The sequence below is a fragment of the Flavobacterium stagni genome, from assembly GCF_004122105.1.
Classification (GTDB): Bacteria; Bacteroidota; Bacteroidia; order Flavobacteriales; family Flavobacteriaceae; genus Flavobacterium; species Flavobacterium stagni.
Genome location: NZ_SBKN01000005.1, coordinates 144821 through 162299, shown reverse-complemented (window position 1 = coordinate 162299; position 17479 = coordinate 144821). Strand labels below are relative to the sequence as shown.

General features: G+C 36.1%; 12 protein-coding genes. 10 read left to right on the top strand and 2 right to left on the bottom strand.

Translation table 11 applies throughout. From position 1 onward, the window contains the following. The first annotated feature begins 43 nt into the window (after positions 1 to 43). From EQG61_RS09470 to aroA, 6 genes are all read left to right on the top strand, one after another. Entirely contained in the window at positions 44 to 1945 is a 1902-nt protein-coding gene (locus EQG61_RS09470) for a DUF3857 domain-containing protein (protein ID WP_129461675.1), read from the top strand. 5 nt (positions 1946 to 1950) lie between these two features. After that, positions 1951 to 3954, top strand: a complete 2004-nt coding sequence (locus EQG61_RS09465; RefSeq protein ID WP_129461674.1) for a DUF3857 domain-containing protein — start codon at positions 1951 to 1953, stop codon at positions 3952 to 3954. Between the two features lie 3 nt (positions 3955 to 3957). Then, positions 3958 to 5946 carry a transglutaminase domain-containing protein gene (locus EQG61_RS09460; RefSeq protein WP_129461673.1) on the top strand — a complete coding sequence of 663 codons (1989 nt, stop codon included), beginning with the start codon at positions 3958 to 3960 and terminating at the stop codon, positions 5944 to 5946. A 2-nt stretch (positions 5947 to 5948) separates the two neighbouring features. Beyond that, positions 5949 to 6275: a nucleotide pyrophosphohydrolase gene (locus tag EQG61_RS09455; protein WP_129461672.1), complete on the top strand. Its 327-nt coding sequence runs from the start codon at positions 5949 to 5951 to the stop codon at positions 6273 to 6275. A 70-nt stretch (positions 6276 to 6345) separates the two neighbouring features. Next, complete coding sequence (locus EQG61_RS09450) at positions 6346 to 6678, top strand: DMT family transporter (RefSeq protein ID WP_129461671.1); 333 nt, start codon at positions 6346 to 6348, stop codon at positions 6676 to 6678. After that, positions 6671 to 7930, top strand: a complete 1260-nt coding sequence (gene aroA / locus EQG61_RS09445; protein WP_129461670.1) for a 3-phosphoshikimate 1-carboxyvinyltransferase — start codon at positions 6671 to 6673, stop codon at positions 7928 to 7930. The genes EQG61_RS09450 and aroA overlap by 8 nt, the downstream gene beginning before the upstream one ends. Here the strand turns inward: aroA and EQG61_RS09440 are convergent. Next, positions 7920 to 8666, bottom strand: coding sequence for a LytR/AlgR family response regulator transcription factor (locus EQG61_RS09440; RefSeq protein WP_129461669.1), 747 nt, complete (start codon positions 8664 to 8666; stop codon positions 7920 to 7922). The genes aroA and EQG61_RS09440 overlap by 11 nt on opposite strands. A gap of 1 nt (position 8667) precedes the next feature. After that, a complete protein-coding gene (locus EQG61_RS09435; protein ID WP_129461668.1) occupies positions 8668 to 11565 on the bottom strand; it encodes a sensor histidine kinase in 2898 nt (965 codons plus the stop codon). A 179-nt stretch (positions 11566 to 11744) separates the two neighbouring features. Here EQG61_RS09435 and EQG61_RS09430 point away from each other — a divergent pair, with 179 nt between their 5' ends. The 4 genes from EQG61_RS09430 to EQG61_RS09415 all read left to right on the top strand — a co-directional run bounded on the left by EQG61_RS09430 (position 11745) and on the right by EQG61_RS09415 (position 17362). Next, entirely contained in the window at positions 11745 to 14147 is a 2403-nt protein-coding gene (locus EQG61_RS09430; protein ID WP_129461667.1) for a LamG-like jellyroll fold domain-containing protein, read from the top strand. Between the two features lie 151 nt (positions 14148 to 14298). After that, positions 14299 to 15348 (top strand): tRNA preQ1(34) S-adenosylmethionine ribosyltransferase-isomerase QueA, encoded by a 1050-nt coding sequence (gene queA, locus EQG61_RS09425; protein WP_129461666.1) that lies wholly within the window; start codon positions 14299 to 14301, stop codon positions 15346 to 15348. A 185-nt stretch (positions 15349 to 15533) separates the two neighbouring features. Beyond that, on the top strand, positions 15534 to 16817 hold the full coding sequence (gene kynU / locus EQG61_RS09420; protein ID WP_129461665.1) for a kynureninase: 1284 nt from the start codon (positions 15534 to 15536) through the stop codon (positions 16815 to 16817). 134 nt (positions 16818 to 16951) lie between these two features. After that, on the top strand, positions 16952 to 17362 hold the full coding sequence (locus EQG61_RS09415) for a glycine zipper family protein (RefSeq protein ID WP_129461664.1): 411 nt from the start codon (positions 16952 to 16954) through the stop codon (positions 17360 to 17362). Positions 17363 to 17479 lie beyond the last annotated feature (117 nt).

Here is a 17479-nt window from a genome sequence, read left to right as displayed (position 1 = left end):
TGTTAATTTTTCTTAATATTTTATATTTGAGAAAAATTATAGTATGTATAAGCCATTTCTCCTAATGCTATTCGTAGCGGTGCAAACATTATATGCACAAAACAATACCTATTCTACCTTAGCTATTTCGGACAATCTGAAAGAAACAGCAAATAGTGTGGTGCGTGAGCAAGAAATTCTTGTCGAAATCGTGTCTCAAAAATCGTACATTATAAAAAAACGCGAGGTATTAACCGTGTTAAATGTTAAAGGATTAAATAATCTGGATGCCAACGAACATTACAGTTCTTCAGAGAAAATTAATGCTATAAGTGCTGTAGTGTACAATGCCTTAGGTAAAGAATTAAAAAAAATTAAAACATCAGATTTTAAAGATCAAAGTGTTGCGGATGGTTATTCAATATTGACAGACGATCGTGTGCTTTATTTGGATTATACCCCTACTGAATATCCTTTTACTATTGTTTTTGAAAGCGAAGTAAAATCGAATAATACCGCTTTTTTACCCGTTTGGTCACCCATTAACGACTTTTATGAAAGCGTTCAAAAATCCAAAATAACTTATTTGTATCCCACAGATTTGCAATTGAATTTTAAAGAATTCAATTTTGAGGGATTGACTTTACAAAAGAACTTAACTCCAGGGAAATTAGAATTACAAATTGAAAATTTAAATGCCATAAAACCAGAAGATTATACACCTTCCAAATCCAAAATATTGCCGATGGTGCGATTTGCTTTGGATAAATTTAATTTAGTTGGTGTTTATGGAGATGCGAAAACGTGGAAAGATCATGGTATTTGGGTGTATAATACACTTTTAAAAGAAACCGATGAATTGCCAGAGGAAACTGTAGCAAAAATGAAAGATTTGGTGAAAGGGGCCAAAACAGATCTTGAAAAAGCGCAGCGAATTTACCAATATGTCCAAAATAAAACCCGGTATGTAAGTATACAGTTGGGTGTTGGAGGTTGGAAACCTATGTTGGCTAAAGATGTTGACAAATTGGGCTATGGGGATTGTAAGGCACTAACAAATTATACCCGATCTTTATTAAATGCCGTTGGGGTAGAATCCTTTTATACGGTCATTTTTGCGGGTAGAGAGAAAGCCGATATATCGGAAGATTTTGTAGCCATGCAAGGGAACCATGTGATATTGGCTTTGCCCAATGATAAAAAGTACACCTTTCTTGAATGTACAAGCCAAGATAATCCATTTGGTTTTCAAAGTGATTTTACCGATGACAGATTGGCTTTAGTAGTAAAGCCACAAGGAGGTGAGCTGATACGGACAAACAATTATAATGAAAAATTAAGTAGTCAACTTATTTCAGGGGCCGTAAAGTTGAACGAAGACGGAACAATGTCCGCTGATTTTATCCGAAAAAGTACGGGTACGCAATACAGTGCGAAAAACCATATCCAACAGCAATCTAAACAAGAAATTGTTGAGGATTACAAAGAAGAATTTTCGTGGTTAACCAACTTGAGTGTGGAAAAATACAAGCACAATGACGATAAAGAAAAGGTTGAATTTACGGAAGAGTTATTCTTCACAGCTACGGATTACATTCGCAATAACGGGGGGTATTTGACTTTTCTTGTGAATCCTTTAAATCAATTGACATCGATTCCACAACGCTACCGCAATCGTAAATTTCCTTTAGAGATTTCAAGAGGATTTTACGATGAAGAAAATTATACCATTGAATTGCCACAAGGATTAAAATGTGAGGCCATTCCTGAACCTGTAAAAGTGGAAGATAAGTTTGGAACCTATACCTTAACGATAAAAGAAATTAGTTCAAATAAGCTCAATGTAAGTAGAAGTTTACTTGTAAAAAAAGGGACATTTGACAAATCAGAATATGAAAATTTTAGAAAATTCCGCGAACAAATAGCCCGTTATGACGGAACAAAATTATTATTAATTAAAGCCTAACCAACATGAAAAAAATTGTTTTCATCGCCTTCCTTTTTATTGGAATCTCACTTCAAGCTCAAAAATTTGATTTGGGAAAAGTTACTGTACAAGAATTGAGTGAGAAAGTTTGTCCCATAGATTCATCAGCTCCTGCGGCTATTTTATTTAATGAAGCAAAAACTTCTTTTGTTTATTCTGCGGATGAAGGATTTCGAATTGTTACGGAAATTATGACCAAAATAAAAATTTATAAAAAAGAGGGTTATGATTATGCCAATCACGCAGAAAGATATTACATTGGAGGGAGTGCCAATGCTGAACAAGTGATATACAGTAAAGCCGCAACCTATAATTTGGTGAATGGTAAAGTTGAAAAAACAAAATTATCGAGTGATGGCGAATTTCGCGAAGACCTAAATAAATTTTGGGCAGTGAAAAAAATCACCATGCCGAATGTAAAAGAAGGTTCGATTATCGAATACAAAGTAACCATTACCTCAGAATATATTCAAAATTTTCCGACTTGGGATTTTCAAAAAGATATCCCCGTAATGTATTCGGAATATACGACTTATATTCCTGAATATTTCCAGTACAATTTATATATTAAAGGATTTTTGAGTCCTTTAAAAACCACAAATGGAAAACAACGTACCATCCAATTTTCAAGTGTAAATATGTTGGATAAATCTACATTAACCGGTAGAGAGCAAAATTCCATGTCATTTAATGAAGCTATAACAACGTATGTGTTAGAAAATATTCAGGCCTTAAAAGATGAACCGTATACCAATAATATTGACAACTACCGTTCAGCGTTGATCCATGAGTTGGCGAGTACTCGTTACCCTGGACAACCATTTAAAAATTTTGCAACCGATTGGGATACCGTTGCAAAACAAATCTATGAAAACGATAATTTCGGGAGCGAATTGAATAAGTCAGGCTATTATGAAAAAGATGTCGAGACGCTTTTAAAAGATGTCACAGATCCAGAAGAAAAAATTGCCTTACTCTTTAATTTTGTAAAATCCCGTATGAATTGGGATGAATTTATTGGGTATTCGTGTAATGACGGTGTTCGAAAAGCCTACCAAAACCAAAAAGGAAATACAGCCGAAATAAATTTAATGCTTACCTCAATGATGCGTTTTATTGGATTAAACGCCAATCCAATCATTTTAAGTACACGAAGCAATGGTATTGCATTATTTCCCAGTCGGACAGCTTTTAATTATGTCATTTGTGGAGTGACATTTCAAGATAAATTATATTTATTAGATGCCACAGATAAAAATGCGATGCCTAATATTCTCCCTACTCGTGATTTAAATTGGATGGGGCGTATGATACAAAAAGATGGAACTAATACACTCATCAGTTTGTCCCCCGAATTTATATCAAAAGATATGATTACCATGATGGCTACAATTGATGAAACCGGAAAAGTAAAAGGAAAATTGAAAGAGATGTATTATGATTATGATGCTTTCCGTTTTAGATCGAATTATGGTGGACTAACAACTGATAGCCATATGGATCGAATTGAAAAAAATAATAAAGGGATCGAAATTCAAAACTACTCCGTACAGAATGTGAAGGATTTGGCGCAGCCAATTGTGGAGGGATTTGAATTTGATGATAACAATTCTGTAGAAATAATTGGAGGGAAATTATACGTCAATCCGCTTTTATTTCAAACCCTTCATGAAAACCCTTTTAAACAAGATAGTCGAGAATTTCCAGTAGATTTCCTATATCCAAATCAAAATCGATATATGGTAGCCTTGACGATTCCTGAAGGATATAGCGTAGAATCCATGCCAAAGCCAAAAGCGTTTTCTATGCCTGACAATAAAGCAAGTTTTAAATTTAACATAACAAATGATGATAGAAACATCCAAATCATCATGACTTTTGATATCAATAGTGCAGTTATTCTAGCGGATGAGTATGTGATTTTAAAGGAATTAATGGCTGAATTAGTGCGGTTACAAACTGAAAAGATCGTTTTGAAGAAAAATTAATACATGAAATTGCGATTTGTATTTCTAGTCTTTTTTGTGCCTTTACTTACGATAGCACAATACAATCTAGATAAAGTTACCAAGAGTCAGTTGGAAGAAAAGTTTTATCCAGCTGATTCTACAGCTTCTGCAGCTTTTTTATTTAAAACTTGTAAATTAAAATTTGATTACAATGCTGAAACGGGTTTTTCTATTGTAGCTGAATATACCCTAAAGTTAAAAATATACAAACTTGAAGGGCTATCTTGGGCGGACATTACAATACCCTATTATGTTGGCTATAAGACGCTTAATAAAGATGTTGTAACGAATGTTAAAGGATATACATATAATTTAATTGACGGGGAAATTGTTCGTCAAAAAGTCACTTCTGAAGGTCGTGTTGATATAAAAACAAATGAGTTTTGGGCTAAAAAGATAGTCGCTTTTCCGAGTGTAAAAGTGGGTTCAATTATTGAATTAAACTATGAAATTCGTTCACAGGATATTCAATCGATTGACTTAATGCAATTACAACATGCTATTCCAGTAGCTGCGGCAAAATTAAAAATTGAAATCCCTTTATTCTTTACTTACAAAATAATTCGATTTGGTAAATTAGAATTTGATTTAAGAAGTAAAGTCAACCAAAATTCAATAAACTATGTTGCAAAAGTTGGAAGTTCAAGAGCAAATAGTGACTACTATCTACAATTTAATCAAGTGGTTAATGAGGCAGAATTAAAGAATATTCCAGCACTCAAAGAAGAGCCATTTACAAATGATATTAATGATTATTACTCAAAAATTGCATTAGAATTAGAATCCGTTCAGTTTCCCGATGAACCTCAAAAAAAGTATGCCACAACTTGGAGTGATGTCGCTAAAATGCTAAATGAACATGAAAAGTTTGGAAAAGCATTACAAAATTCCGATTACTATATTGATGATTTTAATCGAATAGCTAATGATAATTTACAACCCAAAGAGTTTATGTTAGCTATTTTTGAGTGGGTGAAGAAACAAATTTCATGGAATAAAAACAAAGGTTATTTTAGTTCACAGCCCTTAGATGAAGCTTATCAAAAACGTTCAGGCTCTGTTGCGGACATTAATCTAATTCTAATTTCTTTTTTACGAATGGGAGGGTTCGATGCCCACCCCGTTTTGTTAAGTACCCGAGAAAATGGGGCGATTACTTTTCCAAGTTATTCGTATTTTAATTATGTTGTTGTAGGTGTAAAATTAGAGAATCAACTTTATCTTTTGGATGCCTCACAACATGCGGGGACATCTACTTTATTGCCCACTATGGCACTTAATGATAAAGGGCAAATGTTTTATGCAAATGGGAATGTTGAAACGGTTAACTTAATGCCAAGCACACTATCTTTAAAAAACACCTCAATTCTTACAAAGGTGGATAAGGATGGGTCTTTAAGTGGCCAAGTAAAATGTATTTATACTGATTATAAATGTTGGGACGTTCTTGCAGATTATTCAGCTAGTGATAAAGATAATTGGACACAGCAAAAAGAGAAAAAATGGCATTTAGATGAAATAACTAATTATGGTTTAAATGACCTAAAAGATAAAGTTGTAGCGGAGGAATTGTTTGAATTTAAATCTCATAAATATATTGAAAGTATTGGTGACAAACTTTTAATTTCACCTTTATTGTTTCAAAGTATCATTGAAAATCCTTTTAAATCCGATACTCGAGAATATCCTGTTCATTTTTCATATCCCAATAGAGAAAAGGCAACCGTAGTTTTTACAATACCAGAGGGATATTCGATTCAATCTTTTCCCAAGGATGTTGCATTTTCATTGCCTGATAACGCAATGTCTTACAAATTTGTAATCGCTGTTAATGGAAATCAAATGACAGTGATTCGAACCTTAGATTGTAATCAAGCTGAATTTTCTCCAGATTTGTTTCCATCCCTCAAAGAATTCCTAACTTTGGTGGTTTCTAAAGAAACGGAGAAAATCGTTTTGATAAAACAATAAATATGGATTTAAAAAATGCACAATTAGACGTCGATAACTGGATCAAAAATCACGGGGTTCGCTATTTTAACGAACTCACCAATATGGCGCAATTGACCGAAGAAGTGGGTGAAGTGGCTCGTATAATCGCCCGCCGTTATGGAGAACAATCCGAAAAAGAAAGCGATAAAAATAAAGATTTAGGGGAAGAACTCGCCGACGTCGTTTTTGTTGTACTTTGTTTGGCCAATCAAACAGGCGTTGATTTGCAAGCCGCTTTTGATAAGAAAATGGACTTAAAAACCCAACGCGATCACGACCGTCATCATAATAATGAGAAGTTGAAGTAGTGACTAGTGACTAGTATTTCATAACTCATAACTCATAATTCATAACTCATAATTCATAATTCCTCACTCCTTGAACTGGTTTCTTTTAATCATTGCCGGACTCTTTGAAGTCGGATTTGCGACTTGTCTTGGAAAAGCGCGAGAAGCACAAGGCTCGGCTACCGTGGGGTGGTACGTTGGCTTTTTGGTGTGTTTAACACTGAGTATGGTTTTGCTTGTTAAAGTCACCAAAGAACTTCCCATCGGAACAGCGTATGCGGTTTGGACCGGGATTGGCGCTGTGGGGAGTGTGCTTGTCGGTATTTTTGTGTTTAAAGAACCGGCTACTTTTTGGCGTGTTTTCTTTTTAAGTACCTTAATTTTGTCTATTATCGGACTTAAATTTGTCGCGGCACATGACTAATCATTTACTTCATTCAACGTTGCTCAACGGGAAGCAAATTACGATTACTGGTTCCAAATCAGAAACCAATCGTTTGCGTTTGTTGCAAGCTTTGTATCCGCATTTGAACGTTGAAAATGCCTCCAATTCCGATGACTCTGAAGTTATGTTGAAGGCTTTAGAACAATTAAAAACCAATAATCAAGACGTACTTCATATTGATGTCCATCATGCTGGAACCGCGATGCGATTTTTGACTGCTTTTTTTGCCATTCAAGAAGGTAAGGAAGTCGTAATTACGGGTTCGTCCCGCATGCAAGAACGTCCGATTCATATTCTTGTGGAAGCCTTAATTCAGTTGGGGGCGAATATTTCCTATGAAAGAAATCAAGGTTTTCCACCGTTGCGAATTCACGGAAAAAAACTAACACAGCACAAAGTCACATTGCCTGCAAATGTAAGTAGTCAATATATTTCAGCTTTACTTTTGATTGCGCCGAGTTTGGAGCACGGACTTGAATTGACCTTAGAAGGGGAAATTACCTCGGTGCCCTACATCCAAATGACGTTGGCCTTGTTGCATCAAATTGGTGTTACGACTACTTTTGAAGGCAACCACATTCATGTCGCTCCCTTAAAAATTTCAAATAGCGATACCCAAACACTAACGGTGGAAAGCGATTGGTCATCGGCTTCCTATTGGTACAGTTTGATTGCGTTGTCAAAAGTAGGAACACAAGTTACTTTGTCGAGTTATCATCCAAAAAGCTTACAAGGCGATCATGTTTTGGCCACACTCTATGCTCAACTCAGTGTGGAAACCGAGTTTCTCGCTGATCACCAAATTCGTTTGACCAAAGTGGCCATGCCTCCCGTTCGTCATTTTGAGGCGAATTTAATAGGGGCACCGGATATTGCACAAACGATTGCCGTAACGTGTTTCGGACTTGGAATATCGTGTACCTTAACTGGTTTACATACGTTAAAGATTAAAGAAACCGACCGTCTCGAAGCTTTGAAAAATGAATTGTCAAAGTTGGGCGCTACGGTAACGGTAACCCACGAACAGTTGCTTTTAGACGCTACCACAACAATTAATGAAGGTGTTGGAATTGCTACTTACCAAGATCACAGAATGGCAATGGCATTTGCTCCTTTAGCTTTAAAAGTCCCGATTGTCATTCATGATGCAGAGGTGGTTTCTAAATCGTATCCTTCCTTTTGGGATGATTTGGAGCAAGTGGGAATTCAACTACAGAAGATTAACGCTTAACGATTTGGATTTTTTCCAAAATGAATTGAGATTTTTCCGAGGATACGGGAAGATGTGTGCCATTTTTTAACTCCAAACTTCCGCCATCTGCCTTGTGAAATGCTACGGTATAGGCCATGTTAACCATATAAGATTTGTGAATCCGGAGTAAATTTGTTTCCTCTTGAAAGAGTTCTTCAAAGTTTTTTAAATTCCGACTTACCGTATGTTTTACGCCATTGGACATGAATAGATCCGAGTAGGCACCATCACCTTTGATGTACATAATATCCGTAATGTCTAGAAAGAGTAAAGAATTGCCGTTAGGAACAGCGATACGATCCAGTTGCTCTTTTTGAATATTAGCTTTCAAAAGTTTTAAACTTTCCTTACTGTAAAGTTGTTTTTCAAAACGTTCCACAGCTGCGGTTAGCTCTTCGGGATTGATAGGTTTAAGCAAATAGTCGATAGCAGAAAATTTAAACGCCTGAATCGCATATTCGTTATAAGCTGTAGTAAATATGATTCCAAAATTAATTTCCTCTTCATTAAAAAAATCCAAGAGTTCGAGTCCGCTATGTCCTGGCATTTCGATGTCAAGAAATACCAAATCGGGTTGGTGTTTTCGAATAGCTTTGACTCCTTCGGCTAGATTTTCAACTTCGGCAACAATAGTGATTTGGGGGCAGTATTCTTCCAGTAATAATTGCAAGTTTACGCGTGCTCTTTTTTCATCGTCTATAAGTAGTGCTTTCATTTTATGAAGAATAGGGTATTTTAAGTTGAACAAAAGTGCCTAGTGCGATTCCATTTGCACTTATTTTATCACTAATTTCCAGTTGAATAGGTTGGTTGTGATACAGGTTCCAAAGACTGATTCGATTTTGTAATGCTTCTGTAGCAAAGCTTTTATGTTTTCTATTTTTTATTTGATTCAATTCACTGCTTTTTTGTCGGCCTACACCGTTATCATCGATTGTGATTACGATTTGATGATCAACAAGGGCAAAGTCCAAGTGTAAGATTTTCGGACCCGATTTATGCAGTAAGCCATGTTTGATTGCATTTTCAACATAGGGCTGAATGAGCAAGGTAGGGATTTTTAGAGTCTCAGTATCCAAAGAAGAATCGGTTTGTATTTGGTAACTAAAATCCTCTTCAAAACGCGCCTTCTCAATTTCAAGATACAGGGACAGTGCTTTAATTTCTTCAGCGATAGAAATCACTTCTTTGTCTGACATTTCCAAAATCATTCGGGTTAGGGATGAAAATTTAGACAAATAATTCACCGCCTGTTTTTTTTCATTAGCCAAGATAAACGATTGAATGGTGTTCAGCGCATTGTAAAAGAAGTGCGGATTCATTTGGGATTTAATCGCTTTTAGTTTTGACTGGTTGACGTTTTTTTCTAGATTGATTTTGTCGATTAAAAGTTGGTTGCGTTTTTTTATTTTTTTCAATTGCCATTGAAAGCCCCAATAAAAAAGTCCTAAAATGATTAGTAGTACAAAACCATAAAACCAAAAGGTAAGCCAAAAAGGTTTTTCAATTTCAAATTGGATTTGCACAGGAGCAGAGGATTGATTGTCGTAAACTATTTTAAATTGAAGTGTATATTTTCCAGGAGCAAGTGCACTGAGGGTAAAATTTCTACTTTCCTCATCCAATAGTTGCCATGGCTCATCATTGAGTTTGTAAAATAACTTGTTTTTTTGATTAGGAATAAAAGAAAGGATGGAGTAATTAAATCTTAGTTTGTTTTGGTTATACTGTAACGTTTGTAATTGAGAAGGAGCGATGGCAGTATCGTTGATTTGAATATAATTTAAATTGAATTTTGGGAGTGCACCTCTTGTTGTTGCTTGCGAATGAATAAGTAAAAAGCCATGATTGGTCGCTAAAATGTATTGGCTGTTAAAGCGGTCAAGATCGCTAACTTCAAATTCGGGATTTAAGGTGAAAATTTTTTTTGAAAAAGAAGAATTGACATTCCATTCAAAAATACTTTGTGACGTAAATAGGTAAATGTTTGAGCCGATAAATTTGATTTTTTCAATGGCTTCTTGATGGGTAAGACGGGAGGTTGAAAGTTCGGCGATTCGATTGTTTACATCAATTTTGATTAATTTACTATCACCCGTTAAGCCATACGTAATTCCGTTAATTGTTTTTATTTTTTTTAATAAAAGGGGTTTGCTATTCCATAGTAGCGCTGTTTTTTTTAAGTCTTTAAAAGCAAAAAGACCTTTGTTTGTTGCAAAGTAAATCGTTTGATTTAAAGGATTGAAAGTGGTTGATTTTCCTTGAACATTAGCAATCAAAATACGCAGTAAATTATCTTTCCCTTCGGTATTTAGCCCTTTTTTTTGAATAAATTTATCCATCGGACTTGGAGTATTACTTACTCTTAAAAGTCCGCAATTCCCACTCGCCGCATAAGAATAGAGGGTGTTATCTACTCGGTCTATATCTTTTATGGCTATAATTTCATTGATTTCATTAGTTTTATTAAGGGAACAACTTTTAAATGTATTTGAGGTAAAAAAACATTTTTTAAGTAGTGGATCATAGTTTAAAAAATACACTTCATGATTTGTTTTTCCTTCATAAAAAGGATGAGGTTGAAAATTAGGTAGATTAAATTTAAATATATGATCATCGGTTGTGCCTACAAATAATTGAGTTCCATCAATTGTAATCACATTGGGCTTATGTGAAAAGGGTATAAATTGGTTCTGAATTTCAGGAACCAACAATAGTCCTTCATTAATTGTAGAAAACCAATAATTTCCACTGCGATCTTTGTATACATAAGAAATGTTGAAATCTTTGAAATAGTTGTTTTTGGAAACAATATCATTTCCAGTATACTTAATGACGCCCTGTGTGGTACAAATCCAATTGGATTGATGGTCGAATCCAATATTTTGTATAAAATTTAAATGCTCTTTAATAATATGTTTTGTAAACGTTCCATTTTCATAAGTATAAAAATGTTTGGCATACTTTGATACTAATAACAAGCCGTTTGAGCGCTCTTGCATAATTGCAGCTGGGAAATCGGATAAAAAGTGAGTAGGTAACTTTTGACTTCGAAGTTTTAATTGGGGATCAAGCGTGTAAAATTGATCAGCCAAAATCCACAGATGGTTGGCGTTGGAGTAGGCAGTAATAAGTTTTTGTGTTGAAAGCGGGATACGTTTCATTGGCTTTAAAGTCTTGATATCATAAACCATAATCCCATTTTTCTCAATGACAATTAGGTTTTTTTCAAAAAGACAAAATTTCACAAATCCAATCGTGTTTTTATTATTGAAAGCATGCAATTGATTTTGTTCGATGTAAAATAAGTTGCCGTCAAAATTGCTATACCATATACGCCCTAAAGCATCTTCTTTAATACAAGAACCCGTTTTTGAAAGGGCAGAGTTTTCGGTATATGTTTCATATACTTTTCCATCAAAACGACAAATGCCGAGTTCGGTTGCAAACCACATATAACCTTGTTTGTCTTGAAAAATATCATAAACGGTATTCGATGGGAGTCCGTTACTTTTATTTATGGTATAATAAAACGGGTGATTTTGCCCACTACCCGAATAGGATAAAGACAAAAAAAACAAAAGGAAAAGTAATATGGGCCTGTAGTTGAGCATCTCGACAAAGATAGTTTTTTACGTTAAGGGATGTTCTCGAAGTTAATAAAACCCTGATTTCGATTAACAAAGTGTCTATTAAGAGGATTGGTTAACCCGAAAATGGGTTTCGTTAACTCATTACTATACTGGAGTAGGAATCGCACTAGTTTTGAATGCTATTTTAAATCTTTTTGAATATGAAATCAAAACTACTTGCTTTATTCCTACTATGTTGTGGACCATTTGTTCATGCGCAAATTCCTACCAACGGACTATTGTATAATTTTAAATTTGATGGAACGCCAACCAGCGAGGCGGGAACAAATACGTTTACCTCAAATTCTACAATTAGCTACACTTCGAATCGTTTTGGTAATGCTAATCGAGCAATTGCTAAAGTCTATGGACAATTAATCAGTACTAATTTAACTAATTTGCCTACTGTAAATGAGAGTAGAAGTGTTAGTGTTTGGATTAAACCTTCAGAAGTAAATGCGGATAATATAATTTTTACATACGGCACAGGATCAGGAACACAAATTTATGGAGCTTCATTTAATCCAACTACGGTATATAATTTTACCTATTCCAGCAATGTATCGGCTTCTTCTACGATGCAAGTAAATGGTTGGAAACATGTAGTGGTTACTTACAACACAACCAATTCACAATCGAGTATATACATCAATGGGGTGTTGGTGAATCAAGGCAATATTGGTTTAAATACCTTTGCTACTAATTTTTATTTGGGTAGTTTATTGAATAATCCAACAAGTTCACACTTTAGTGGTGCCTATGATGATATGTTGATTTACAACAGAGCTTTAACGGCTGCTGAAGTTACCTTGATTTATAATGATGGAATTCCTCCAGCAAACGTTACTGTAGCAGAATATAACTTTAATAATACCTACAATAATATTAATGGGAATACGCCTTTTTCAAGTAATGCCGGAACATCATTTGTAGCCGATAGAAATGGCAATGCCGCAAGCGCTTTAAATATTGTGAATTCAGGTTCGACAGCATCTATTCCCAATTTACCCTATGGAAATGCTGCGCGAACTATTTCGTTTTGGGCAAAAGTAAATACGATGCAAAGTCCGTATAATATGACTTTTTCGTATGGTCAATCTTCAACTAGTAATGCCTGCGGTGGATCTTTTAGAGATAATCGCGTTGAGTTTTTTGGTTTTGCAAATAACACATTTGGCAGTAGCACAAACACTGTTAATACATGGTACTATTTCACTTATGTATATGATGGAACAAATGCAAAGATTTATAAGAATGGGCAATTGCTTTCCACGGCACAACTGCAATGGAATACGTTAAATAATAACGATATTTTCAAACTTGGAATTGGGGTTGGTGGAGAAGTTTCTTTTAATGGTGCTATTGATGACTTGAAAGTTTATAATTATGCATTGCAGGATACTCAAATTTCCAATTTATACAACTACAATTCATTAACAGCTCCCCAACTACCAATTGTCAATACTATTACAAAAAAACCAGCAGCTATCAACGCCACTCTATATGCAGAGTTAAACGGAAATGGGTCGGCAATTACTAGTGTGGTAGTGAAATACGGTACAATAAGTAATGCCTTAACTAGTCAGCAAAATGCAATTTCTATTTCAGGAAATTATTTTGGAGCTATAATAAATGGTTTGTTGGAAAACACCATTTACTATTATAAATTAGAAATCACCAACGCTGAAGGAACAACTACCACCACAACAGATAGTTTTACAACAGGGACAAAACAAACTATAGGGGAATATTCGTTCGATGCAACCTACGCTTCATTAGCTGCTAACCAACCCTTTGTGTCCAATGCAGGAACTGGTTTCACCTCTGATCGTAACGGAAATGCAAATGCAGCGTTGAATTTAACCAACGGGAATACTTTGGCGCAGATTACTGGATTACCTATTGATGGATCAACGCGTACTGTATCTCTTTGGGTAAAATATAATGCGGTGCCTAATGGAGCTTATCCTTTTAGTTACGGAGGTATTTTAACGGATATGGCCTTTGCATGTGTTAATTATTCGAATGCATTAGATTTTGTGAGTTTTAGTAACGGATTTTCTGTGCCACAAACCGTTCCCGCCAATGAATGGAATCATTTTGTGTTTACTTATGATGGAACAACCGTTCGTATATATCGAAATGGCACCTTAATCGGGAGTAATGCTTTTAATTTGTTTACCGCTTTTGATGACAATACCTTCTATCTTGGGTCGTTTACAGGAAGTGGGACATTCAATGGTGCAATTGACGACTTAAAGATTTATAATTATCCGATTACTGCTGCTGAAGTAACAGGGTTATATGTTAATAATTCATTGACCAATCAAAATTTTGAAAATCAATCTTCCTTACGAGTTTATCCAAATCCTGCTCAAGATGTAATAACGATTGAAGGACAATATCCCATACAAATGGTTGAAGTATCGACTCTTCAAGGTCAATTGGTGCTCACTTCAAATCAAAACCAAATCGATGTTTCTGGATTGGATTCAGGAATGTATATCATTAAAACTGTAGACGCTGAAAGAAATGTTTTTGTCAATAAAGTAATAGTAAAGTAGTCGAGTAGTTTTAGTTTTTTCAAGGGTGTTGCAAGTAAATAAAGGCTTTACAAAAATAAATCCCAATTTACTTGACAACGCCCTTTTGCCAATAGTATATTTGCACCCGTTTGCTACTAGGCAATCCATGTAAACTAATACACTAGAAACAATGAAGTTATCCCATTTTAATTTTAATCTCCCTCAAGAGTTGTTAGCGGAATTTCCAGCTGAAAACCGTGACGAATCACGCTTGATGGTGGTGCACCGTAGTACAGGTCAAATCGAACACAAGTTGTTTAAAGACATTATCAACTATTTTGACGACGGTGATGTGATGATTTTGAACAATACCAAAGTTTTCCCTGCTCGTATGTACGGAAACAAGGAAAAAACAGGTGCGCGTATCGAAGTTTTCTTGTTACGTGAATTGAATGCAGAGCAACGTTTATGGGATGTATTAGTAGATCCTGCTCGTAAAATTCGTATCGGTAATAAATTGTATTTCGGTGATGACGATTCGTTAGTTGCTGAAGTAATTGATAACACCACTTCTCGTGGACGTACCCTACGTTTCTTGTACGACGGTTCCTATGAAGAGTTCCGTTACAAATTAAAAGAATTGGGTGAAACACCCATCCCAAAATACATCAACCGTGAAGTAACGGAAGAGGATGCGGAGCGTTACCAAACCATCTATGCTAAAGAAGAAGGTGCGGTAGCAGCGCCAACTGCTGGTTTACACTTTTCTAAGCATTTATTAAAACGTTTGGAAATCAAAGGAATCAACTTTGCAGAAGTTACATTGCACGTTGGTTTAGGAACTTTCAACCCTGTTGAAGTAGAAGATTTGTCCAAACATAAAATGGATTCGGAAGAGTTACGCATCACCCAAGAAGCTTGTGACGTGGTGAATAAAGCCATCGAAAACAAGAAACGCGTTTGTTGTATCGGTACTACTTCAATGCGTGCCATTGAAAGTTCGGTTTCTTCCAACAGAACCTTAAATCCGTATGACGGTTGGACGAACAAGTTCATCTTCCCACCGTATGATTTTAGTATTGCCAATTGTATGGTAACCAATTTCCACACACCAAAATCAACCTTGTTAATGATGATTTCTGCGTTTTGTGGGCATGACTTAATGAAAAAAGCCTATGAAGAGGCTGTAAAAGAAAAATACCGTTTCTACTCCTACGGAGATGCGATGTTGATTTTATAATTAAATAAAAAAAGGCTGTCAGTAATGATGGCCTTTTTTAATGTGACAATTAGACAATGTGGCAATGTGTCGATGCAACTATTATACAACCAGCACTTCATTCATAACTCATAATCCATAACTCATAACTGCTATTTTAAATCTCCTCCAAGATTACTACATTTACCGTCCAAACAAACTAACCCATGACATTTCAAAATACACGCGAGTTTGCACAACAACTCGATGCGCAAGATGGTTTGCGCGCATACCGTGACCAATTTATTTTCCCCCAGCACAACGGTAAAAATGTGGTGTACTTTACCGGGAATTCGCTCGGACTCCAACCGAAGTCGGCTTCTAAATTTGTTCAAGACGTGATGAACGATTGGGCAAATCTTGCCGTAGAAGGTCATTTTTATGCTGAAAAACCTTGGTGGGATTACCACGAACGATTTGCTAATCCCTTGAGTAAAATTGTAGGTGCCTTGCCTTCTGAAGTGACGGTAATGAATACTTTGACCATAAACTTGCACTTATTGATGGTTTCGTTTTACCGTCCTGAAGGAAAACGCTATAAAATCATTTGCGAAGAAAAAGCCTTCCCCTCCGATCAATATATGTTTCAATCACAAGTTCGTGTACACGGCTATGATCCCAAAGATGCGATAGTTGAGGTAAAACGTCGTGAAGGTGAACACAACATCCGCCATGAAGATATTATCGCTAAAATCAAGGAAGTCGGCGATGAGTTAGCTTTGGTTTTATGGGGTGGTGTGAATTATTACACGGGTCAGGTGTTTGATCTAAAAGCCATCACCGAAGCCGGTCATGCGGTTGGTGCTTATGTAGGTTTCGACTTGGCGCATGCTGCTGGTAATATCAAATTGAACTTACACGACTGGGATGTCGATTTTGCCGCTTGGTGCAGTTATAAATACATGAACTCCGGCCCAGGAAATGCTTCCGGATGTTTTGTACACGAAAAACACCACCACACTAATCTTCCGCGTTTTGCAGGTTGGTGGGGACACAACAAAGAACGTCGTTTTAAAATGGAGCCCGACTTTGATCCCGTTCATGGAGCCAACGGTTGGCAAGTGAGTAATTTACCCATTTTGTCGTTGGCGCCGTATTTGGCATCAGTCGAACTCTTTGACGAAGTGGGAATGGATCGGTTGATTGAAAAACGAAACCAATTAACGGCTTACCTCGAATTCGTACTTCATGATATCGATAGTCAGTTGGATGGCGCCGATTTCGAAGTCATTACACCTCAAAATCAAGATGAACGCGCCTGTCAATTGTCGGTGTATTTACACGGTCAAGGACGAAATCTTTTTGATTATCTGATGCAAAACGGTGTGATTACCGATTGGCGCGAACCCAATGTGATTCGTCTAGCACCCGCTCCGTTTTACTGTTCCTATGAAGATATGTACGAATTTGGTCAAATTCTCAAACAAGGAATTACCGAATTAAAAAAATAAAACAAGCCAAAAGCCCTGAAAAATCAGGGCTTTTTTTGTGCAACTAAAAATCCTATAACAATTCCTGAAAATCTTGTAAAGCAATCGGTTACTTGTTGCCGTTACTTTGTCTTGTAACTCAAAACTAACAGAATATGAAAAAGATAATTGTAGCAATGTTGACTATCGGGATGGTGGTAGCTTGCAAAAACCCAGAGCAAGTAAATAAAGAAGTGGAAGCGGCAAAAGTAGCCACCATTGATTCCATGAAACAAGCCCAAGAAAAACAACGCATCATCGATTCTATGCAACAAATCAATGAATTGAATCAATCGGTGGAAAAAGAAGTGGTGGTGCAACAAACCGCTGCGCCTGCAACTACAACTCAACCCCGTAAAAAATGGAGTGGAGCCGCCAAAGGAGCCGTAATTGGAGCTGGAGTAGGTGCCGTAACAGGCGCTATCGTGAGCAAGAAAAAAGGAGAAGGCGCCATAATCGGTGGATTAGCTGGGGCCGGAGTAGGTGCAGGAACGGGCGCTATCATCGATGATTCGAAAAAGAAATAAAGATAATTTTCTTCTATCCGAAAAAGAGGTGGACATCAGGGATGGTGTCGGCCTCTTTTTTTTTTGAATAAATGAAACAAAATTGCAATGGGGTTGACTAAATTTGTTGTAATTCCT

Excerpts from the sequence above, each read along its gene's own strand:
- EQG61_RS09470 (WP_129461675.1), top strand. The coding sequence starts at position 44 with ATGTATAAGCCATTTCTCCTAATGCTATTCGTAGCGGTGCAAACATTA.
- EQG61_RS09465 (WP_129461674.1), top strand. The coding sequence starts at position 1,951 with ATGAAAAAAATTGTTTTCATCGCCTTCCTTTTTATTGGAATCTCACTT.
- EQG61_RS09460 (WP_129461673.1), top strand. The coding sequence starts at position 3,958 with ATGAAATTGCGATTTGTATTTCTAGTCTTTTTTGTGCCTTTACTTACG.
- EQG61_RS09455 (WP_129461672.1), top strand. The coding sequence starts at position 5,949 with ATGGATTTAAAAAATGCACAATTAGACGTCGATAACTGGATCAAAAAT.
- aroA (WP_129461670.1), top strand. The coding sequence starts at position 6,671 with ATGACTAATCATTTACTTCATTCAACGTTGCTCAACGGGAAGCAAATT.
- EQG61_RS09440 (WP_129461669.1), bottom strand. The coding sequence starts at position 8,666 with ATGAAAGCACTACTTATAGACGATGAAAAAAGAGCACGCGTAAACTTG.
- EQG61_RS09435 (WP_129461668.1), bottom strand. The coding sequence starts at position 11,565 with ATGCTCAACTACAGGCCCATATTACTTTTCCTTTTGTTTTTTTTGTCT.
- EQG61_RS09430 (WP_129461667.1), top strand. The coding sequence starts at position 11,745 with ATGAAATCAAAACTACTTGCTTTATTCCTACTATGTTGTGGACCATTT.
- queA (WP_129461666.1), top strand. The coding sequence starts at position 14,299 with ATGAAGTTATCCCATTTTAATTTTAATCTCCCTCAAGAGTTGTTAGCG.
- kynU (WP_129461665.1), top strand. The coding sequence starts at position 15,534 with ATGACATTTCAAAATACACGCGAGTTTGCACAACAACTCGATGCGCAA.
- EQG61_RS09415 (WP_129461664.1), top strand. The coding sequence starts at position 16,952 with ATGAAAAAGATAATTGTAGCAATGTTGACTATCGGGATGGTGGTAGCT.